At 67.0% G+C, this 18,936-nt stretch carries 22 protein-coding genes; 13 read left to right on the top strand and 9 right to left on the bottom strand.

Annotated elements, in window-relative coordinates:
- Positions 1-5: 5 nt before the first annotated feature.
- Positions 6-1,337, bottom strand: coding sequence for a xylose isomerase (gene xylA / locus QLQ15_RS05830; RefSeq protein ID WP_283211891.1), 1,332 nt, complete (start codon positions 1,335-1,337; stop codon positions 6-8).
- A 55-nt stretch (positions 1,338-1,392) separates the two neighbouring features.
- On the bottom strand, positions 1,393-2,901 hold the full coding sequence (gene xylB / locus QLQ15_RS05825; RefSeq protein ID WP_283211890.1) for a xylulokinase: 1,509 nt from the start codon (positions 2,899-2,901) through the stop codon (positions 1,393-1,395).
- A gap of 610 nt (positions 2,902-3,511) precedes the next feature.
- Here xylB and QLQ15_RS05820 point away from each other — a divergent pair.
- Positions 3,512-4,750, top strand: coding sequence for an MFS transporter (locus tag QLQ15_RS05820; RefSeq protein WP_283211889.1), 1,239 nt, complete (start codon positions 3,512-3,514; stop codon positions 4,748-4,750).
- 3 nt (positions 4,751-4,753) lie between these two features.
- On the opposite strand, the gene QLQ15_RS05815 is transcribed toward QLQ15_RS05820, so the two are convergent.
- Positions 4,754-5,386, bottom strand: coding sequence for an NAD(P)H-binding protein (locus tag QLQ15_RS05815; protein ID WP_283211888.1), 633 nt, complete (start codon positions 5,384-5,386; stop codon positions 4,754-4,756).
- A 98-nt stretch (positions 5,387-5,484) separates the two neighbouring features.
- Between QLQ15_RS05815 and QLQ15_RS05810 the strand changes: the two genes are divergently transcribed.
- Positions 5,485-6,279, top strand: a complete 795-nt coding sequence (locus tag QLQ15_RS05810; protein WP_283211887.1) for an energy transducer TonB — start codon at positions 5,485-5,487, stop codon at positions 6,277-6,279.
- Positions 6,280-6,342: 63 nt separating this feature from the next.
- Here the strand turns inward: QLQ15_RS05810 and QLQ15_RS05805 are convergent, their stop codons facing one another.
- The 4 genes from QLQ15_RS05805 to QLQ15_RS05790 all read right to left on the bottom strand — a co-directional run bounded on the left by QLQ15_RS05805 (position 6,343) and on the right by QLQ15_RS05790 (position 11,150).
- Complete coding sequence (locus QLQ15_RS05805) at positions 6,343-8,400, bottom strand: M13 family metallopeptidase (RefSeq protein WP_283211886.1); 2,058 nt, start codon at positions 8,398-8,400, stop codon at positions 6,343-6,345.
- 147 nt (positions 8,401-8,547) lie between these two features.
- The gene (locus QLQ15_RS05800; protein ID WP_283211885.1) at positions 8,548-9,915 is read right to left on the bottom strand and encodes an aspartate aminotransferase family protein; all 1,368 of its coding nucleotides are present in this window, start codon (positions 9,913-9,915) and stop codon (positions 8,548-8,550) included.
- Between the two features lie 10 nt (positions 9,916-9,925).
- Entirely contained in the window at positions 9,926-10,345 is a 420-nt protein-coding gene (locus tag QLQ15_RS05795; RefSeq protein WP_283211884.1) for a VOC family protein, read from the bottom strand.
- A 25-nt stretch (positions 10,346-10,370) separates the two neighbouring features.
- Positions 10,371-11,150, bottom strand: coding sequence for an iron-containing redox enzyme family protein (locus QLQ15_RS05790; protein ID WP_283211883.1), 780 nt, complete (start codon positions 11,148-11,150; stop codon positions 10,371-10,373).
- Positions 11,151-11,444: 294 nt separating this feature from the next.
- On the opposite strand from QLQ15_RS05790, the gene QLQ15_RS05785 reads away from it, so the two are divergent.
- From QLQ15_RS05785 to QLQ15_RS05750, 8 genes are all read left to right on the top strand, one after another.
- Complete coding sequence (locus QLQ15_RS05785; RefSeq protein ID WP_283211882.1) at positions 11,445-12,287, top strand: hypothetical protein; 843 nt, start codon at positions 11,445-11,447, stop codon at positions 12,285-12,287.
- Between the two features lie 98 nt (positions 12,288-12,385).
- Positions 12,386-12,892 carry a peptide-methionine (S)-S-oxide reductase MsrA gene (gene msrA / locus QLQ15_RS05780; RefSeq protein WP_283211881.1) on the top strand — a complete coding sequence of 169 codons (507 nt, stop codon included), beginning with the start codon at positions 12,386-12,388 and terminating at the stop codon, positions 12,890-12,892.
- A 385-nt stretch (positions 12,893-13,277) separates the two neighbouring features.
- Complete coding sequence (locus tag QLQ15_RS05775; protein ID WP_283211880.1) at positions 13,278-14,099, top strand: alpha/beta fold hydrolase; 822 nt, start codon at positions 13,278-13,280, stop codon at positions 14,097-14,099.
- Positions 14,100-14,227: 128 nt separating this feature from the next.
- Entirely contained in the window at positions 14,228-14,701 is a 474-nt protein-coding gene (locus tag QLQ15_RS05770) for a DUF1801 domain-containing protein (RefSeq protein WP_283211879.1), read from the top strand.
- Positions 14,702-14,756: 55 nt separating this feature from the next.
- A complete protein-coding gene (locus tag QLQ15_RS05765; protein WP_283211878.1) occupies positions 14,757-15,170 on the top strand; it encodes a DUF1801 domain-containing protein in 414 nt (137 codons plus the stop codon).
- 59 nt (positions 15,171-15,229) lie between these two features.
- The gene (locus QLQ15_RS05760; RefSeq protein WP_283211877.1) at positions 15,230-15,745 is read left to right on the top strand and encodes a helix-turn-helix domain-containing protein; all 516 of its coding nucleotides are present in this window, start codon (positions 15,230-15,232) and stop codon (positions 15,743-15,745) included.
- Positions 15,742-16,158, top strand: coding sequence for a VOC family protein (locus QLQ15_RS05755; RefSeq protein WP_283211876.1), 417 nt, complete (start codon positions 15,742-15,744; stop codon positions 16,156-16,158). Before QLQ15_RS05760 ends, QLQ15_RS05755 begins: the two co-directional genes overlap by 4 nt.
- Positions 16,159-16,223: 65 nt before the next feature.
- Positions 16,224-16,463, top strand: a complete 240-nt coding sequence (locus QLQ15_RS05750) for a hypothetical protein (protein ID WP_283211875.1) — start codon at positions 16,224-16,226, stop codon at positions 16,461-16,463.
- Between the two features lie 43 nt (positions 16,464-16,506).
- On the opposite strand, the gene QLQ15_RS05745 is transcribed toward QLQ15_RS05750, so the two are convergent.
- Both QLQ15_RS05745 and QLQ15_RS05740 read right to left on the bottom strand, forming a co-directional pair.
- Positions 16,507-16,971: a GNAT family N-acetyltransferase gene (locus QLQ15_RS05745; RefSeq protein WP_283211874.1), complete on the bottom strand. Its 465-nt coding sequence runs from the start codon at positions 16,969-16,971 to the stop codon at positions 16,507-16,509.
- 92 nt (positions 16,972-17,063) lie between these two features.
- Positions 17,064-17,549, bottom strand: a complete 486-nt coding sequence (locus QLQ15_RS05740; protein WP_432277845.1) for a VOC family protein — start codon at positions 17,547-17,549, stop codon at positions 17,064-17,066.
- Positions 17,550-17,670: 121 nt separating this feature from the next.
- Between QLQ15_RS05740 and QLQ15_RS05735 the strand changes: the two genes are divergently transcribed.
- Genes QLQ15_RS05735 through arsN2 form a run of 3 tightly spaced genes read left to right on the top strand, consistent with a single transcriptional unit; the run spans position 17,671 to position 18,934 of the window.
- The gene (locus tag QLQ15_RS05735) at positions 17,671-18,012 is read left to right on the top strand and encodes an ArsR/SmtB family transcription factor (protein ID WP_283211873.1); all 342 of its coding nucleotides are present in this window, start codon (positions 17,671-17,673) and stop codon (positions 18,010-18,012) included.
- Positions 18,009-18,497, top strand: coding sequence for an ArsI/CadI family heavy metal resistance metalloenzyme (locus tag QLQ15_RS05730; protein WP_283211872.1), 489 nt, complete (start codon positions 18,009-18,011; stop codon positions 18,495-18,497). The genes QLQ15_RS05735 and QLQ15_RS05730 overlap by 4 nt, the downstream gene beginning before the upstream one ends.
- On the top strand, positions 18,488-18,934 hold the full coding sequence (gene arsN2, locus QLQ15_RS05725; protein WP_283211871.1) for an arsenic resistance N-acetyltransferase ArsN2: 447 nt from the start codon (positions 18,488-18,490) through the stop codon (positions 18,932-18,934). Before QLQ15_RS05730 ends, arsN2 begins: the two co-directional genes overlap by 10 nt.
- Positions 18,935-18,936 lie beyond the last annotated feature (2 nt).

The raw sequence follows: 18,936 nt of genomic DNA, 5'->3' as shown, positions 1-18,936 counted from the left end.
CACCTTCAGCGCAGCAGGTGCTGGTTGAGCAGGTTCTCGTAACGCTCCTGCTTGCCGCTGATCTGCGTCGGCTCGCCGTTCTTGACCGCCAGCGCGTGCAGATCGGCCAGGCCGAGCTTGCCCTTGGCGAAATCCTGGCCGGCGCCGCTGTCGAAGCTGGCGTAACGCTCGGTGCGCCACTGCTCCCACGGCGAGGCCGTCAGCAGCGAATGGGCGACTTCCAGGCCACGGGCGAACGCATCCATGCCGCCGATGTGGGCGATGAACAGGTCTTCCATGTCGGTGGATTCGCGACGCGCCTTGGCGTCGAAGTTCAGGCCGCCCACCAGGCCGCCCTGGCGCAGCACCACCATCATGGCGCCGACGGTGTCGTACAGGTCGGTCGGGAACTGGTCGGTGTCCCAGCCGTTCTGCGGATTGCCGCGGTTGGCGTCGATGGAACCCAGCAGGCCGTGGTCGGATGCGACCTGCAGGTCGTGTTCGAAGGTGTGGCCCGACAGCGTGGCGTGGTTGGCTTCGATGTTGAGCTTGAAGTCCTTTTCCAGGCCGTGCTGGGCGAGGAAGCCGGCGACGGTGGCGCTGTCAAAGTCGTACTGGTGCTTCATCGGCTCCATCGGCTTGGGCTCGATGAGGTAGTAACCCTTGAAACCGATGCTGCGACCGTAGTCGCGGGCCATGGTCAGGAAGCACGCGAAGTGGTCCAGCTCACGCTTCATGTTGGTGTTGAGCAGGCTGGCGTAGCCTTCGCGGCCACCCCAGAACACGTAGTGCTCGCCGCCCAGCTCGACGGTGGCGTCGATCGCGGCCTTCACCTGCACGGCAGCGCGCGCGACGACGTTGAAGTCGGGGTTGGTCGAAGCACCATTCATGTAGCGCGGGTGCGAGAACAGGTTCGCCGTGCCCCACAGCAGCTTCACGCCGGTGGCGTTCTGGCGCTCCTTGGCGAGCGCGACCATGTGCTTGAGGTTCTTCTCGTACTGGCCGATGTCTTCCGCATCCGGCGCCAGGTCGACGTCGTGGAAGCAGTAGTACGGCACGCCGAGCTTGGTGATGAACTCGAACGCGGCGTCGACCTTGTTCTCCGCCGTCTGCATCGGCGTCGCGCCTTCCCACGGGAACTTGCGCGTGCCGGGGCCGAACGGATCGTGGCCGGCGTTGGTGAAGGTGTGCCAGTAGCACACCGCGAACTTCAGGTGCTCGGCCATGGTCTTGCCGCCGATCTTCTTGTTGGCGTCGTAGACCTTGAAGGCGAGCGGGTTGTCGGAATCGCGTCCCTCGAACGGGATGCGGCCGATGCCGGGGAAGTATTCCTTGGCGCCGATGAAATGTTTGCTCATGTTCGTGGGAGTCGCTGGTCGTGAGTGGTGGATGAGGGCGATGGCGGCGTGCGCGTCATCGTGTGGTGCTGGCGCCGGCGTGCTGCTGGCGCTCGTTGTCGAGGTGGCGCAGGAAGCGCTGGTACGCCTCGCGGTAGGCCGCGACGGCCTCCGGCTGCGGGCGCGCCGAGGCGGCTTCGTCCACGCGCACGTGTTCGCGCGCGATGCTGGCGATGTCGGCGTCCGCGCCGGTGGCACGGCCGTGCGCCCACAGTGCCTGCAGCGCCGCGCCGAAGGCTGCGCCTTCGGCCTGTTCGGGCACCTGCACCGGCAGGTCGAACACATCGGCGACCATCTGCCGCCATGCCGCGCTGTGGCTTCCACCGCCGGTGAGGCGGATCGAATCGAACGTCATGCCGGCGTTGCGCAGCGAATCGAAGCCGTTGCGCAGCGCGTAGGTCGCACCTTCCATCGCGGCGCGGTACACGTTGCCGCGCGTCAGGTTGCCCATGTCCATGCCCAGCAGGCTTGCGCGTGCGTTGGGCAGGTCGGGCGTGCGCTCGCCGTTGAAGAACGGCAGCATCGTCAGGCCGTCCGCGCCAGGCGCGGTGCCGGCCATGACCGCATCGCCGTCGCGCGTGCTGAAGCCGAACAGTCTGGCCACGTTCTCGGTGGCGACGGTGGTGTTCATCGTGCAGATCAGCGGCAGCCAGCTGCCGGTGGAAGAGCAAAAGGCGGCCCAGCCGGCGGCCTCGTCCACCACCGGCCGGTCCGCGCAGGCGAACAGCGTGCCCGAGGTGCCCAGGCTCATCGTCAGCACGCCCGGCACGACATTGCCGGTGCCCACGGCGGCCATCATGTTGTCGCCACCGCCGGCGCTCACGCGCACGTCGCGCGGCAGGTCGAGTTCCTCGGCCACCGCGCGCGAGATGAAAGCGCTGTGGTCGGCATCGACCAGCGGCGGCAGGAACGCGGCCAGAGCCGTGCCGGCATCGGTGGCGGCGAGTATCTCGCGCGACCACGTGCGCGTGCGAACGTCCAGCCAGCCGGTACCGGAGGCGTCGCCGTATTCCATCCAGCGCTCGCCAGTGAGCCAGAAGTTCACGTAATCGTGCGGCAGCAGGATGGTCGCGAGCTTCGCGTAGACCTCGGGCCGGTGCTTGCGTGTCCACGGCAGCTTCGAGGCGGTGTAGCCGGCGAGGATGGGATTGCCCGCCAGTTCGACGCAGCGCTGCGCGCCACCCGCCGCGGACATGATCTCGTCGCACTCGCCGCTGGTGCTGGTGTCGCACCACAGCTTGGCGGGCGCGAGCACGTTCCCGTCCGCATCCACCGGCACGAAGCCGTGCTGCTGGCCCGACACGCCGATCGCCGCGACACGGGCGCGCAGTGCGGGTTCGAGTTTTCCGAAGCAGGTGCGGATCGCGTCGATCCACCACTGCGCGTGCTGTTCGCGGCTGCCGTCGTTGCCGGCGATCAGCTCCAGCGGCTGGCCATGCGTGGCGACGATGCGCCGCGCCTGCGGGTCATAGGCGACCAGCTTGACGCTCTGCGTACCGACATCCAGACCGACGAACAGACTCATGCGGAGGCGCTCCAAAAAAAGTTAGCGCTACCATTTTGGTGGCAGAGAAATCCGTCACTGGAAGGGTGGACCAGCAGAGTCATGTCTGGGATCGGGGGCCGGCGGGTAGGTGCACTGTACCTACGGCGACGAAAAAAGCCTTGCTGCAGTGCAGAAATACGATGATCCGGCGCGGCTGGCACGCTTCGCTGGCGGACACCGGGGCCCGGGGCTCCCAAGCGCGCCCTTTCCCGGATTTCTGGCCCGTACGGTCAAACGTAAAGATAGCGCTAACTATTTCGCCTGTTCAGGTGGCGCCGGACCCGTCTGTTGCGGCGGCCCGGTCTGAGGCTCGATCGCCCTGAGCCCGATCCGCTTCAGGGGGCGCCGGGATGCGGCCAGACCACGGAGCGGCTTCGAACGGATGTCCGAGGTTCGGGCCGACCGGGGTGCTCGTCGACGGCCAAGGACCCGCATCGATCGGGAAGTGGTTCCACGATCGCCAGGGCATGGCGGGAGCCACCGTGGAACGGGGGTCTCGCGGACCGCACGCTGGGCTCCTGACGGCGGCGGCCTGTCGATTCGGGTGCGGCCGGTTCGTCGAACAGACACAGCCAACGGGAAAACTCGCATGAACGGTTCCGTCGTCTCCCCCGCTCCGCTGGACCGCAACTGGTCCCTCGTCGCCGCCGGCGCATTGCTGGGTTGCGTCGGTATCGGCGTGCTGTTCGCGCTGGCCGTGCTGTTGGGGCCGATGAGCCAGGCCACCGGCTGGTCACGCGCCGGGCTGTCCAGTGCGATGACCATAGCCTTCATCACCAGCGGCTTCGCCGGCTTCGGCTGGGGCATGCTCAGCGACCGCTTCGGGCCGCGCGTGGTCGTGCTGTGCGGCGCGCTGCTGATGGGTCTGGCCTGCGTGCTGGCCAGTCGTGCCGGCAGCCTGCTGCAGTTCCAGCTGACCTATGGCGTGCTGATGGGCGTGGCCGTGGCCAGCTTCTTCGCGCCGGTGATGGCCGCGACGGCATCGGCATTCGAGAAGCGCCGCAACCTGGCCGTTTCACTGGTGTCGGCCGGCGTTGGCGTGGCGCCGATGACCATGTCACCGCTGGTGGCGTGGCTGGTCGTGCATTACGACTGGCGCCACACGCTGTTGATCGTCGGCCTGCTGACCTGGGCGCTGACCCTGCCGGCGGTCTGGTTCGTGCGCGCGCCGCCCGGCGCGATGCATGCCGATGCAGGCGACACCGCCAGCGGTGCGAAGACGGTCGGGCAGGCACTGCGCTCGCGTGCGTTCATCGTGCTCGGATTGGCCTTCTTCGCCTGCTGCGCCGCGCATTCCGGTCCAATCTTCCACACCGTCAGCTACGCCGTCGGGTGCGGACTCAGCGTCACCGCCGCGGTCACCATCTACAGCATGGAAGGCGCGGCCGGTCTCGGCGGACGCCTGCTGTTCGGCGTACTGGCCGATCGCGTCGGTGCGAAGCCGATGCTGGTGGCGGGATTGTTCATCCAGGCATTCGCAGCGGTGTCCTACCTGCGCGTGAGCCAGCTCGATGGCTTCTATGCGGTGGCGATGGTGTTCGGCATGGCCTACGGCGGCACGATGCCGTTGTATGCCTCGCTCGCCCGCGATGCCTTCCGCCCGCAGATCCTGGGCACGGTGATGGGCGCGGCCTCGCTGCTGTCCGGCATGGGCATGGCGCTGGGCCCGCTGATGGGCGGCTGGCTATTCGACCGTTTCGGCAGTTACACGTGGATGTACATCGGCTCGATGGCGCTGGGCCTGGCCGCGGCGTCGATCGCGCTGCTGTTCCCGTCGAAGAAGCGCTCCGACGATCGCAGTGGGCTGGAGCCCGTGCCGCAGACGTGAGGTTCAGATCATCCGGTCGGATTCGACGACATGCGTTCCGGGTTCGGGCTGCAGCGCCGCGTGCAGCAGTTCCCGCGCGATGTGGCCCGCCGGATTGATGCGCAGGCGTCGCGGCAGCACCGGTGCGAGCACCGCGAAGGCGGCCAGCCCGATGCGTTCGCCCGCGCGGAATTCGTCGCGCTCGCCGCCGATCAGACCCGGGCGCACGAACGTGAGCGAACGGAAGCCGACATCGGCCAGGTCGCGTTCCACCTCGCCCTTGACGCGGTTGTAGAAGAAGCGCGAGTTGGCGTCGGCGCCCATCGCGGAATTCAGCACATACGTCGGCGTGCCATGCGCGTGCGCGAGCTTCGCCGCCGCCAGCGGATAGTCGTGGTCGACACGGCGGAAGGCCTGTTCCGATCCGGCCTTGCGTCGCGTCGTTCCCAGCGTGCACACGACGGCATCGGCCTTCCACCAGGCGGCGTCGGACGGGAGCACATCGAAATCGACGAGCGGTGCGTGCAACTTCGGATGCGTCGTGGCCGTTGCGCGGCGAGCCGGTGCCATGACGGCCTCGACGGCGGGATCCGCCAGCGCAAGCGCAAGCACTTCGCCCCCGACCAGTCCGCTCGCTCCGACGATGATCAGCTTCATGGTGCTGTCTCCTGATGCCAGGTTCGTAGGGAGTGCCGGCGCGATGTTACCCCGCACGCGTTGCGCTACAGTCGCGCCGGGGAAAAGGAGAACGCCGGATGGATCACCGCCTTCGATGCGGCGCGGTCGCGCTGCTGCTTGCCGCATGCCTGCCGACCACAGCCGCAGAGCCTGCTGTCGCACCCGTACCCACTGCCACACCCGCCAAGGCCACAGGCAACGCGCGCTTCGTGGTGACGCGCGTACCGGTGGCGCCCGGAGAGCTGGATCGCCTGTTCGCCCGGCAGTTGTCGCATACCAACGTTGGCCGCATGGACCCGGTGGTGGCGATGAACATCGGCATCCGCGAGTTCACCGACACCGAAGGCAAAGACGCCGGTGCGTGGCGATTCCATCGGGACATGGGCAAGCCTCCCCGCATCAATCGCGCCACGCGTACGGTGGTGCGCACCACGCCGGACCAGTACGACGTCGAGCGTTTCGTCTATTGCGACGACGATGCCTCCGTGTGTGATGCGTTCATCGCCGCTGAAACGGAACTTCGCATCCCCGCTCCCGCCCATCGGGACGGCATGAGCAACGCGCGCCTGCAGTGGATGGAACTGCTCGGCCAATCGCAGTGCCATGAACGCCCTGTCGACATGGGCGCACCAAAATACCCGCCGATGGCGGCGCGCACGGGGGTCGGCGGTACGTTGCGCCTGGCGTTGGTCATCGACCCGTGCGGGAACGTGCAGGACGAGTGGATCCACACCAGTTCGCAGTCGCGGGAACTGGACCGTGCCGCGCTCGAGCGCGCGTCCGGATGGAACGTGGGCATGCAACCCGAACGGGGCACCGCGCAGACCGCCACGGTGCCGATCAGCTTCACGCCCCCGCCCACGTCACCGTGACGACAAAGGCGCGCCCGGAGGTCCGGCATGGCGGGAAAGTCCCGCCACGCCGGTCCTGATCGCTTACCAGATCCGCACGCGCTGTTCCGGCGACAGGTACAGCGCGTCGCCCGGCTTCACGTCGAACGCCTTGTACCAGGGGTCGAAATTGCGCACGGGGCCGTTCGCGCGGTACATGCCCGGCGAATGCGGGTTGGTCTTGATCAGCGTCAGCAGCGACTCGTCGCGGTACTTGCCCTTCCAGATCTGACCGAACGCGAGGAAGAAGCGCTGGTCGCCGCTGAGGCCGTCGATCACCGGCGCCTTCTTGCCCTTCAGGCTCAGCTGGTAGGCGGTGTAGGCCATCGAGATGCCGCCCAGGTCGCCGATGTTCTCGCCCATCGTCAGCGCGCCGTTGACGCACTGGCCTTCCAGCGGGCAGTAGCTGTTGTACTGCGCGCCCAGCGCCTTGGTGCGTTCGTCGAAGCGCGCGCGATCAGCGTCGGTCCACCAGTTGCGCTGGATGCCGGCGTAGTCGGACTTGCTGCCCTGGTCGTCGAAACCGTGGCCCATTTCATGGCCGATCACCGCACCGATGCCGCCATAGTTCACGGCCGCGTCCGCATTCACATCGAAGAACGGCGGCTGCAGGATGCCCGCCGGGAATACGATCTCGTTGAAGGTCGAGTTGTAGTACGCGTTCACCGTCTGCGGCGTCATGCGCCACTCGTCGCGGTCGGTCTTCTGACCCACGCGACGGTTCTCGTCGGCGCGGTTGAAGCGGCGCATCTGGATGGTGTTGGCGACCAGGTCGCCCGGCACGATGGTGACGCTGGAGTAGTCGGTCCACTTGTCGGGGTAACCGATCTTCGGACGGAACGTCTCGAGCTTGCGATAGGCCTCTGCCTTGGTCGCCTCGCCCATCCAGTCCAGGTTCTGGATGTTCTGGCGCAGCGCGGCGCGCAGGTTCTCCACCAGCTGGTCCATCGCCTTCTTCGATTCGGGCTTGAAGTAGCGCGCGACGTACATCTCGCCCACCGCATCGCCCAGGCCTTCCTTCGCGCCGACCACGGCCACCGCGCGCTTCCAGTCGTCGCGCTGGGCCTTCTGCCCGCCGAGGACCTTGCCGTTGAATTCGAACGAGGCATCGTCGATGGCGCGGCTCAGCACCGAGGCGTTGCCGTCGACGGCGTGGAAGGCCAGATAGTCGCGCCACACCGGCAGAGGCGTGGCGGCAATCACGTCCAGCACCGGCTGCACGGCGTCCGGCGTGACTACATTGACGCGATCCGGCTGCGGCATTTCCTGCGACTTCAGGTGCGCGGCCCAGTCGTACGACGGGAACTGCTTCTGCAGGTCGGCGAAGCTCACCGGGTTGTAGGTCTTGTCGCGGTCGCGGCGCTTGGCGCGCTCCCACTGCGGCTTGGCCAACGCGGTTTCAAGCGCCAGCACCTGCTCGGCGCGCGCCTTGCCGTCGGTCACGCCGGCGAATCCGAGCATGCGCTGGATGTGCTGCACGTAGGCCTGGCGGATGGCGACGAAGCGCGCGTCCGGATTGAGGTAGTAGTCCTTGTCGGGCAGGCCCAGGCCGCCGACGTTGAGGCCGACCAGGTACTGGTCCGGGTTCTTGCGGTCCAGCTCCACGCCCAGGCGCACCGGCGAGGCGCTGGCATCGAGGTCGGCGTTGGCGAACGCGACGATGAGCGCCGCCTTCGAGTCGATCGCGGCGATGCGCGTGAGCACCGGCTGCAGCGGCGCGATGCCGGCGGCGTCGCGCGCGGTGCGGTCCATGTAGCTGGCGTAGTAGTCGCGCACCTTCTGGCCGTTGCTGCCGGCCTTGAGGTCGGTGCGGCGCTGCAGGCCTTCGATCAGCCCGTGCACCTGTTCTTCGGAACGGTCGCGCAGCGCATTGAACGAACCGAACGAGGTCTCGTAGTCCTTCAGTTCGTATGTCTTGAGCCACTGGCCGCTGACGTAGCGGTTGAAATCGTCGCCGGGCTTCACCGACAGGTCGCGCGCGCTCAGGTCGACGCCGAAGCTGCCCAGCTCGGGCTTGGTGGCCGGCCGGTCGGCGGCAAGGGAGGCGACGGACACCAGGCCAAGCGCGATGGCCAGGCTCAGGCGAAGGGGCGAAGACGTCATTGGGTGGTTCCCACGGAATGGAACGCCCGAAGGTAGCGGCCCGCCCGTCGCCGGTCGAGTGGCATCGGGTGGGGGACGGAACGCCGGACCGCGACGGCCGTCGCGAACGCCAGCATCCGCAAAGCACGGCGTACCGCGCCCGGCTGTTCAGCCGGTGCAGTGCCGGTCGGCCGCGGCCAGGGCCTCGTCGATGATGGACAGGCCTTCGCGAAGCGTCGCTTCCTCGATCACCAGCGGCGGCACCACATGCACCCGGTTTCCGGCGACGAACGGCCACAGGCCCTGTTTCTTGCAGGCGTTGGCGAAGTCCGTCATCGGCGCGTTGTCGGCGCCGGAGGCGTTGAACGGAACCAGCGGCTCGCGGGTCGCGCGGTCGCGCACCAGTTCGATCGCCCAGAACCCACCCAGGCCACGCACTTCACCCACGGACGGATGACGCTGCTGCATCGCCTGCAGCGCGGGACCGAACACCGTCTCGCCCAGCACGCGGGTGCGCTCGATCAGGCCTTCGTCCTTGTAGATGCCGATGCACGCCACCGCCGCGGCGCAAGCCAGCGGATGGCCGGCATAGGTCAGTCCGCCCGGATAGGCGCGAGTGGCGAACGTCTCGGCAATCGCATCGCTCATGATCACGCCACCCAGCGGCACGTAACCCGAGTTGACGCCCTTGGCGAAGGTGATCAGGTCTGGCACGACGTTCCATCGATCCACCGCGAACCATTCACCGCAACGACCGAAGCCTGCCATCACTTCATCGGCGATCATCACGATGCCGTGCGTGTCGCACAGGGCGCGCACGCCCTGCAGGTAGCCGTCGGGCGGAACGAGGATGCCGTTGCCACCGACCACGCTTTCCAGCAGCACCGCGGCGATGGTGTGCGGCCCTTCGACCATCAGCGTGTCCGCCAGGTGCGCCAGTGCGCGCTCGCCTTCTTCCTGCGCGTTGGCCGAATGGAAGGCTGACCGGTATGGATACGGCCCCCAGAATCGCGCGAAACCAGGCGCACCGGGCTCCGATGGCCAACGCCGCGGATCGCCCGACGCGGTGATCGCACCGGTGGTCGCACCGTGATAGCTGCGATAGGCGGTAAGCACCTTGTGTCGGCCGGTGTGCAATCGCGCCATGCGGATCGCGTTCTCCACCGCCTCGGCGCCACCGTTGGTGAAGAACACGCGGTTGAGGTCGCCCGGCGCGACTTCGGCGATCAGCCGCGCCGCCTCGCTCGTGGCTTCGTTGGCGTGGTACGGCGCGATGGTGCACAGCGTGTCGGCCTGCGCCTTGATGGCAGCCACCAGCTTCGGATGCTGGTGGCCGACATTGACGTTGACCAGCTGGCTGGAGAAGTCGAGCCAGCGCCGACCCTCCTCGTCGCTGAAGTGCACGCCTTGCGCGCCCGTGACCACGACCGGCTCCAGCGAGCCATGGGAGGACCAGCTGTGCAGCACATGCCTGCGGTCGTCGCGACGCGCCGCCGAAGCGGTCTCGCGCAGGCCATCCACGCTGTCATCGCCCATGGCGCTTCCCTCACGGAATGAAGGTCTGCTCAGGATCGTCGAAGGATTTGAATTCCAGCGCGTTGCCGGAAGGATCGAACAGGAACATCGTCACGTGCTGGCCGGGCTTGCCCTTCAGGCGCAGGTGCGGTGCCTCGGCGAAATCCACGCCTGCGTCCTTCAGTCGCCTGGCCAACCCTTCCCACGCCTCACGGTCCAGGTTCATCCCGAAATGCGGCACCGGCACGGCCTCGCCGTCGAAGCGGCTGTCCTGCAGCGGCGCGGCCTCGGCGGCGATGTGCGCCACCAGGTGATGGCCGAAGAAGTCGAAGTCCTGGTAATTGACGTCGCTGCGCCCCTTCGGGCAACCGATGACGTCGCCGTAGAAGCGCCGCGCCTCGTCGAGGTCGCGCACCGGAAAGGCCAGGTGGAACTGGGTGATCGCGCTCATCGTTTCATCGCACCCATGGCGGCACTCATAGCGCCACGCCGGAGCGCGGTGCGCATTCCTGGAAGATGTTCTGCCAGAACTGGTTCCACGCGGTGATGCTGCGTTCGTAACCCTGCGCGAGCTCCGGCAGCGCTTCGGGCTCTTCACGGATGTAGGCATCGATGGCCGCACGCGTGAGCTCGCCGTGCACGATGTCCACCTCACCGGTGTGGATGGTCCAGAACTCCCAGGCGATGTCGTCCGTGTGCTGCCGGATGTACGGATGCTCGCGCAGGTGTTCGAACATCACCGACAGGTAGGTCTGACACAGGCACTCGCCGCCCATGCCGCGCAAGCCGACACCGAAGGCGGGGCTTCGCTGCGCCAGTTCGTCGCTCAGTCCATCCAGGATGGCGCCATTGCGCGGCAGCCGCTGGTCCAGCTGCTCGGCCTTCACGCCGATGCTGGTGAGGAAGCGGTCGTAGATCTCCGGATGCGCCTTGTCCGGATCGCCTTCGCCCAGCTCCTCGGCGAGGATCTGGCCCAGCAGACTGCGCAGTCCGCCGAAGGGAAGCTTCGCCAGCAGCAACGCGAGGTCGCTGATGTAGTCGATGGTGAAGAACCGGTACTGCATGCAAACGCGGCGCATCGCTTCCACCGGCATGTTGGCCAGTGCGCGCATGCGATGTTCGGCCAACGCCTCCGTGGCTTCCTTCGCGCGGTCGGCGAACTCCCAGAAAGTCTGCCGGTCGAGCGCGTCGATCGGCATCGCCGCGAAGCACATGGAGGGCGCCTGAGTTTCGTTCAGCTGATCTAGATAGGACATGCATCCAACCCGATGAGGACGGTGTCGTGGCGAGTGTCACCACAACACCGCAATCGTGGAGTGATGAAACGCACCGCATCGCGAGCTTACGATGCACTCGATGCATGACAGTTCACCTCGTGTTGACCAACGTGTCTTACTTTTCGACATCGTTGAATGCGAACTCGATTACATCCGAACGCGTTATGTGCGCTCAGCCGCATTCATTTACATGACGCTTCCACGCAGTTCATCTGCTGTTACGAAATGCAGCCACGCGACGCGGTATCCCTCCCACTTGCCGAACAAAGCGCGATGAAGGTGGACGACAGGAACCCATCACCCGGAACGTCAGCGACTTCGCATGCGGTTTATCTGCTGTGGACGGGTGGCTGGGATTCCACGTTCCGCCTGCTGCAACTGCTGCTGGTGCATCGCGTGCCGGTGATTCCGCATTACCTGGAAGATCCCACGCGCGCGTCCACGCAGATCGAGCTCCAGACGATGGCACGCATTTCCCGTCACCTGTACGACGCGCACCCGCACACACGCGATCTGTTGCAGGCCATCCACGTCGCCGGTGCGGCGGACGTCGCGGTGGATGCGGACATCGCTGCAGCACTGAAGGCCATCCGCCGTCGAAGCTTCATCGGCAACCAGTACGCCTGGCTTCCCGCCTTCTGTCGTGCGGCGGGGATCGCCGACATGGAACTGGGCGTCCACATCGACGACAAGGTGCAGGCGTTGCTGCGTTCGTTCGTGGTCGAGTTCGATCACCCGGCCGGTTATCGCAGCCTGCGTGTGGACGACCGCCATGCCGGCACGCCGGAGCACACACTGTTCGGCAACTTCAGCTTCCCGCTGTTCGGCATCGACAAGTTGGGCATCGGTCGCGAAGCCGCCTCGCGCGGCTGGAGCGAGGTCATGGAGATGACGTGGTTCTGCCACACGCCGGTACGCGGCCGGCCGTGCGGCATCTGTGCGCCATGCGTCTACACGATCGAGGAAGGACTGGCGCACCGGGTGCCGCGGGCGCGTCGAGCCCTGTCGTTCTTCTATCGCCGCCTGGCGCTGCCGCTGAAGGCGCCGCTGCGCCAGGTGCGCGCCTCGCTGCGCGCGGGTCGACCGCCGGCCGCGCCGGGTGTCGGGCGGTCCTGATTCCATCGGCGGTGCGGCCTGGCGCGCTTGAATCCGGGCGATCCACCCCTACCTGATTGCAGACACCGTTGGCCGGTCTTCCGGCGAAGGAATCCACCGTGACGTCGAACACCGAAACCGCGATCCTGGCAGGCGGCTGCTTCTGGGGCATGCAGGACCTCATCCGCCGTATTCCCGGCGTGGTGTCCACGCGCGTGGGCTACTCGGGCGGCGACGTTCCCAACGCCACGTACCGCAACCACGGCACGCATGCCGAGGCCATCGAGATCGTGTTCGATCCGGCGGTGCTCAGCTACCGGCGCATCCTCGAGTTCTTCTTCCAGATCCACGACCCCACCACGAAGAACCGGCAGGGCAACGATCTGGGCGCCAGCTACCGGTCCGCGATCTTTCCGCTGGACGAACGGCAGAAGCAGGTGGCGCTGGAGACGGTGGCCGATGTGGACGCCTCGGGCCTGTGGCCCGGGAAGGTCGTCACCGAGATCGCACCGGCCGGCCCGTTCTGGGAAGCCGAGCCGGAGCATCAGGACTATCTGGAGCGGTATCCGGAAGGCTACACCTGCCACTTCATCCGCCCGGACTGGGTGCTTCCCACGCGCGGTTGAGCTCGGCTGCCGGGGGCGTGATCGGCTGCTGATATCTCCGGCCGCGATGGCCGGCATCGTTCGCGCCTGCGGTGGCGAACGCATCGTTCACATCTGCAACGAAACCCCGGGAGACTACGGGGAGCGTGGAGCGCCACGTCGCGGGCTGCCTTGACGCAAATCCGCGCGCGGTCCGGCCAGCCGTTCGTCGGGCACCGTGGCGGCACGCATGGATGCGCGGCATGCAACGGCGCGAGGCCCGCGCGGGCCTTCCGCCGGGCCCCGAGGCGCTGCACGATGGCAACGACCCCGCGGCCGCTGGACGACTCGATCCCCCACCGGATCGACGCGTCGTCGCCCGAAGGTCCGCGAGGTTCACCCTCCCCCACCATGAGGAAACCGCGACATGCAATCGATCAGGACGAAAGACGGCACGGAGATCTTCTACAAGGACTGGGGTTCGGGCCAGCCGATCGTGTTCCACCACGGCTGGCCGTTGTGTGGCGACGACTGGGACACGCAGATGCAGTTCTTCCTGGACCAGGGATATCGCGTCATCGCGCACGATCGCCGCGGCCATGGGCGCTCCACCCAGACCGCCACGGGCAATGAAATGGACACCTACGCGGCCGACGTCGCCGCGCTGGTGGCGCACCTGGACCTGCGCGATGCGATCCACGTCGGCCATTCCACCGGCGGCGGCGAAGCCACGCGTTACGTCGCGCAGCACGGCAAGGGTCGCGTGGCCAAGCTGGTGCTGATCGGCGCGGTTCCGCCGTTGATGCTGAAGACCGATGCCAATCCGGGCGGACTGCCGAAGGACGTGTTCGACGGCATCCGCAAGGGCGTGGCGGAGAACCGCGCGGCCTGCTACTGGGATTTCCCGATTCCGTTCTACAGCTTCAACCGCGAAGGGACGCCGGTGGTCGAAGCGATCCGTGCCAACTGGTGGCGCCAGGGCATGATGGGCGGCATCAAGGCGCAGTACGACTGCGTCGCCGCGTTCTCGGAAACCGACTTCACGCAGGACCTCAAGAGCATCGAGGTCCCGACGCTGGTCATGCACGGCGACGACGACCAGATCGTTCCCATCGCGGACTCGGCCCTGCTCTCGGCCAAGCTGCTGCGCAACGCCACGCTGAAGGTGTACCCGGGCTTCCCGCATGGCATGTGCACCACGCATGCCGAGGTCATCAACCGCGATCTGCTGGCCTTCTTCCGCAGCTGATGTCGGCGCGTGCCGGCGGCTCGCTGCCGGCACGTCGCTTTGTGTCGCCTGTTCATGCCGGATGGACGCCGGCAAGGGCAGGATGCACACGGGCCCAGCGGCCCGTGCGAACACGAAGGAGCGGCTCCATGGCGGACAAGGCATCCGGGAAGGCGAGGAAACCGGCACCGCGCAAGGCAGACGATGACACGTCCAGCAAGGCACCCAGGCTGCTGTCGGGTGGCAATCCGCAGATTCCCAAAGGCGATGGCGATGCCCCGGTGCAGGCGTACATCGCCGCCATGCCGGGCTGGAAACGCGACGCCGGCCAGCACATCGACACGCTGATCGCGCGCGCCGTTCCCGGCGTGCACAAGGCAGTGAAATGGAACTCGCCGCTCTATGGCAACGACGGCGGCGGCTGGTTCCTCAGCCTCCATTGCTACGACAAGTACATCAAGATCGCCTTCTTCCGCGGAACGTCCCTGCGTCCGATGCCACCGGAGGCCTCGAGGATGGCCGGGACCCGCTACTTCCACGTGCGCGAAGGCGAGTCGTTCGATGAGGACCAGTTCACGGATTGGGTGAAGCAGGCCAGCCGGCTGCCGGGCGAACGGATGTAGCCCTCGCGTACACTGCGCCGCAAGGATGCGAACCCACCCGGGAGGCCAAGCGCCCATGAAGAAGAACGGTGCCAAGGAAGTGGAAGGCGACCCGTCCGCGCAGATCGACGCGACGATCGAAGCCCTGGGCGATTGGCGCGGACGGATGCTCGCGCATGTGCGCTCGATCATCCGGCAGGCCGATCCGGACGTGATCGAGGAAGTGAAGTGGCGCGGCGTGCCGGTGTGGTCGCACGACGGCATCCTCTGCACCGGCGAGACCTACAAGCAACACGTGAAGATGACCTTCGCCCAAGGCGCTGCCCTGGACGACCCGTCGGGCCTGTTCAACTCCAGCCTCGACGGCAACACGCGGCGCGCCATCGATCTCCACGAAGGCGACACGATCGACGAGAACGCCCTGAAGGCGCTGATCCGCGCCGCGGTGGCGCTGAACACGACGAAGAAGGCCGGCCGCGCGAAGAAGTAGGCGCACCGCCGCGCGGCGGGCGCGATCGCATTGCCGCATCGACGAACACACCGCCGCACATGGCAGACGACACCGAATACACGCCCGCCCCGCGCGCCAGCCTGGACCCCGAGCTGCTGCGCCGCCTGCTGCGCGCAAAGGACCGGATGGACGCCGCCTCGCATGAGGAGTGGCCGGTACGGCGGCTGGCCCGCGTGAGCGCCGTGTCGGAAGCGCACTTCGCGCGATCGTTCAAGGACGCCTTCGGCGTTCCGCCGCACCGCTACCTGCTGACGCGGCGGATCGAGCGTGCCAAGACGCTGCTTCGCGACACGGAGCTGCCCATCCTCGACATCGCGCTGCAGACCGGCTGGAACAGCCTGGGCACGTTCGGCCGCACATTTCGCGATGTCACCGGCGAAAGTCCCAGCGGCCTGCGCGCACGGGAACGTGAGGCCCGACACCAGCTCGATCGGGTGCCGGCCTGCTATGTCAGCGCCGCGCACCGCCCCGGGCTGACCACCGCAGTTTCGGAGAAGCGACGCCAGCAGGCCGGTGCTACAAAGAAGCCCCCACGAGAAACGGAGGCCACATGAGTCAGGGCATTGGTGTCGTCGGACTGTACGTCCGCGACCAGGACGAAGCATTGGAGTTCTACGTCGGCAAGCTGGGTTTCCGCGTGCACACCGACGCACGCAATGGCGATTACCGCTGGCTGACGGTGCAGCACCCTGAGCAGCCCTCGCTGCAGCTTGGACTGTTCAAGCCGCAGGAGCCGGTGCTCGACGCCGGCACCGCACAGACGGTGCGGGAAATCGTCGCCAAGGGCGCGATGCCGCCGCTGGTGCTCAACGTCGACGACTGCCGCGCCACGTTCGAGCGCCTGCGCGCCAGCGGCGTGGAGTTCACGCAGGCACCGGAGGAGCGCTACGGCAACGTCGATGCCAACTTCCGCGACCCGTCCGGCAACGGCTGGAAGATGATCCAGAACGGCCGCAAGCCCGGCTGAGCGGCGACGAGCCGCATCACGCGCGCCGCGCCGGTCGCGGCCGCGCCCATCGAAAAGGAGATCCCATGAACTGGAACCACTGGATCCGGCAGGCCCACCGTTGGCTGTCGATTGTCTTCACGCTGGCGGTGATCGCCAACCTCGTCGCGCTGTTCCAGCAGAAGCAGGCGGTGTGGGTGGGACTGCTGGCGTTGTTCCCTCTGATCCTGCTGATGCTGTCCGGTCTGTACCTGTTCCTGCTGCCTTACTTCGCCCGCTGGCGCGGCCGCGGGCAGGTCGGCGTGCCGGATCGCGCAGGCGCTTGATAGCGTCTGCCTCCCGTACCGGGTGGCGTGCGTGCGTTCGTGCTCACGCCAGTTCGTGGACGTAGACGATGAAGCCCTTGTGCTCGGCGAGCGTGTCGTACAACGCACGCGCCGTTGAGTTGTTCGCCTGCGTCTGCCAGTACACGCGCGAGCAACCGGCGAGGCGTGCGGCTTCGTAGACGGCCAGCACCAGTTGCCGGCCGACACCGCGCCCACGCAGGTCTTCCGCGGTGAACAGGTCCTGCAGGTAGCAGATGTCGTGCAGGCGGCTGGTGCTTCGGTGGAAGACGCAATGCACCATTCCGACGATGCGCCCTTCGCATTCGGCCACCCAGGCGCGCACAGGCTCCTTGTCGTCGAAGAAGCGTTGCCATGTCGCCGACGTGATCTCCTGCGCGAGCGCGCTTTCGCCCACGCGTCCGTAGAACGCGTTGTAGCCGTCCCACAGCGGACGCCACTGCGCGAGGTCGGAGCGCTCGATGGGCCGTATGCGCAGTGGCGTGGTCATCCGCGGTTCTCCATGGCGTCGCGCGAACCCTAACCGCCACCGGCGCGGGCGGCAACGCCATTGCGTCCATTGCGCGCCACACCGGCCTCACTTCAGGAACGGACGTCCGCGACCGCACGATCAAGCGCGGCGATGTCGATCTTCCCCATCTCCATCATGGCCTCGAACGCGCGCCGGGACGTTTCGCCACCCTGCGTGATCAGCTCGGTGAGGCGCCGAGGCGTGATCTGCCACGAGAGGCCGAAGCGGTCCCGGCACCATCCGCACGCACTTTCCTGTCCGCCGTTGTCGACGATCGCTTTCCAGTAGCGATCGGTTTCCGCCTGATCGTCCGTCGCGACCTGGAAGCTCACCGCCTCGTCGAACGTGAACTGCGGGCCGCCGTTCAACAGCAGGAACCGCATGCCCAGCACCGTGACCTCCACCGTCAGCACATTGCCCTGCTTGCCGGCAGGGTAGTCGGAGGGCGCGCGGTGGATCGCATCGATGCGGCTGTCGGGAAACGTCTCGGCGTAGAAGCGTGCCGCTTCCTCGGCATTTCCGTCGAACCAGAGACACGGCTGCAGCTTGGGGATCACGGTGCACCTCGTGGTTTGCATGCGAATGCGGACCGTACCCCGGTGCGATCGGACTGGACGTGAACCCATGCCCGTCATCGGCGGCCTTGACACGATTCGATACTTCCATGATTATCGAATCATGAAGACCGAGACCGCCCTCAAGGCCCTTAGCGCGCTGAGCCACGAAGCCCGGCTCGCCGCATTCCGCGCACTCGTCCAGGCGGGACCGGACGGGCTGTCGGTCGGCGAACTGCGCGACCACCTCGACCTGCCCGCGGCCACGCTGACGGCCCAGCTCAACCTGCTGCGCAGCGCGGCCCTAGTCCACGACCAGCGCGAAGGCCGCGTCATCCGGGTGCGCGCCAACTACCTGCAGATGAACGACCTCATCGCCTATCTCACCGAGAACTGCTGCAACGGCCAGGCCGTCTGCGACCCCGCAAGCGGCTGCGCCCCACCGAAGAAAGGAGCCTCGAAATGAACCGCTTTCATGTGCACCTCAACGTATCGAACCTGGACGACAGCATCCGCTTCTATTCGCAGTTGTTCGCCAGCGCGCCCGCGGTGGTGAAGGGCGACTACGCGAAGTGGATGCTGGAAGATCCGCGCGTCAACTTCGCCATCTCGACGACCGGTCGTGCGCCGGGCATCGACCATCTGGGCATCCAGGTCGACAGCGGCGCTGAGCTCGTCGAACTTGGACAGCGTCTGGATGCCGCAGGCAGCACCGTCGTGCCCGAGCCGGATGCGACCTGTTGCTACGCACGTTCCGACAAGATGTGGACCGAAGATCCGCAGGGAACGCGCTGGGAGACCTTCCACACCTTCGGCGACGCTGTGACCTACTACGCAGCCGACAGCACATGCGCGAACGATGGCACGTCCTGCAGCCCGACTGCACCGGCCGTAACGCCGGATTCCGCACGCGCTGGCGGATGCTGCGCTCCGGCGTCTGCGTGCTGCTGACCATGGAACTGCGCGCTCCACTTCCCCACGAGCAGCCGGCCGTGCGATCACTGCTCGTAGCCGCTGCGCTGCCGGTTGACGATCTCGACGATGCGGACGTGCGCTTCATCGTCGCGATCGACGACGACAAACCGGTCGGTGCGGTCGGACTGGAGGCATTCGGCTCCGTGGGCCTGCTGCGTTCATTGGCCGTGCGCGCCGACCGGCGCGGTAGCGGAATCGGCAACCGGCTGGTCGATGCGCTCGAGGCGCAGGCACGCGATGCCGGCTTCGAGCAGCTGGTGCTCCTGACGACGACGGCCGCGCCGTTCTTTGCGATGCGCGGCTACCGCGCCATCGATCGCATCGACGCCCCCGCCGCGGTACGGGACAGCGCGGAATTCCGTTCGCTGTGTCCCGCCTCCGCCACCTGCATGGCCCGATCGCTGGAAATATGACC

It is taken from the genome of Lysobacter stagni, from assembly GCF_030053425.1.
Classification (GTDB): Bacteria; Pseudomonadota; Gammaproteobacteria; order Xanthomonadales; family Xanthomonadaceae; genus Lysobacter_J; species Lysobacter_J stagni.
Note: the sequence above shows the minus strand (reverse complement) of the source record. Positions and strands in the feature narration are given on the sequence as shown.

Coding starts and splice junctions, on each gene's coding strand:
- QLQ15_RS05790 (WP_283211883.1), bottom strand. CDS start 11,150: ATGTCCTATCTAGATCAGCTGAACGAAACTCAGGCGCCCTCCATGTGC.
- xylB (WP_283211890.1), bottom strand. CDS start 2,901: ATGAGTCTGTTCGTCGGTCTGGATGTCGGTACGCAGAGCGTCAAGCTG.
- QLQ15_RS05755 (WP_283211876.1), top strand. CDS start 15,742: ATGAGTCAGGGCATTGGTGTCGTCGGACTGTACGTCCGCGACCAGGAC.
- QLQ15_RS05750 (WP_283211875.1), top strand. CDS start 16,224: ATGAACTGGAACCACTGGATCCGGCAGGCCCACCGTTGGCTGTCGATT.
- QLQ15_RS05745 (WP_283211874.1), bottom strand. CDS start 16,971: ATGACCACGCCACTGCGCATACGGCCCATCGAGCGCTCCGACCTCGCG.
- QLQ15_RS05770 (WP_283211879.1), top strand. CDS start 14,228: ATGGCGGACAAGGCATCCGGGAAGGCGAGGAAACCGGCACCGCGCAAG.
- QLQ15_RS05735 (WP_283211873.1), top strand. CDS start 17,671: ATGAAGACCGAGACCGCCCTCAAGGCCCTTAGCGCGCTGAGCCACGAA.
- QLQ15_RS05785 (WP_283211882.1), top strand. CDS start 11,445: ATGAAGGTGGACGACAGGAACCCATCACCCGGAACGTCAGCGACTTCG.
- QLQ15_RS05820 (WP_283211889.1), top strand. CDS start 3,512: ATGAACGGTTCCGTCGTCTCCCCCGCTCCGCTGGACCGCAACTGGTCC.
- QLQ15_RS05800 (WP_283211885.1), bottom strand. CDS start 9,915: ATGGGCGATGACAGCGTGGATGGCCTGCGCGAGACCGCTTCGGCGGCG.
- QLQ15_RS05805 (WP_283211886.1), bottom strand. CDS start 8,400: ATGACGTCTTCGCCCCTTCGCCTGAGCCTGGCCATCGCGCTTGGCCTG.
- QLQ15_RS05810 (WP_283211887.1), top strand. CDS start 5,485: ATGGATCACCGCCTTCGATGCGGCGCGGTCGCGCTGCTGCTTGCCGCA.
- QLQ15_RS05795 (WP_283211884.1), bottom strand. CDS start 10,345: ATGAGCGCGATCACCCAGTTCCACCTGGCCTTTCCGGTGCGCGACCTC.
- QLQ15_RS05775 (WP_283211880.1), top strand. CDS start 13,278: ATGCAATCGATCAGGACGAAAGACGGCACGGAGATCTTCTACAAGGAC.
- QLQ15_RS05815 (WP_283211888.1), bottom strand. CDS start 5,386: ATGAAGCTGATCATCGTCGGAGCGAGCGGACTGGTCGGGGGCGAAGTG.
- QLQ15_RS05765 (WP_283211878.1), top strand. CDS start 14,757: ATGAAGAAGAACGGTGCCAAGGAAGTGGAAGGCGACCCGTCCGCGCAG.
- QLQ15_RS05730 (WP_283211872.1), top strand. CDS start 18,009: ATGAACCGCTTTCATGTGCACCTCAACGTATCGAACCTGGACGACAGC.
- xylA (WP_283211891.1), bottom strand. CDS start 1,337: ATGAGCAAACATTTCATCGGCGCCAAGGAATACTTCCCCGGCATCGGC.
- QLQ15_RS05760 (WP_283211877.1), top strand. CDS start 15,230: ATGGCAGACGACACCGAATACACGCCCGCCCCGCGCGCCAGCCTGGAC.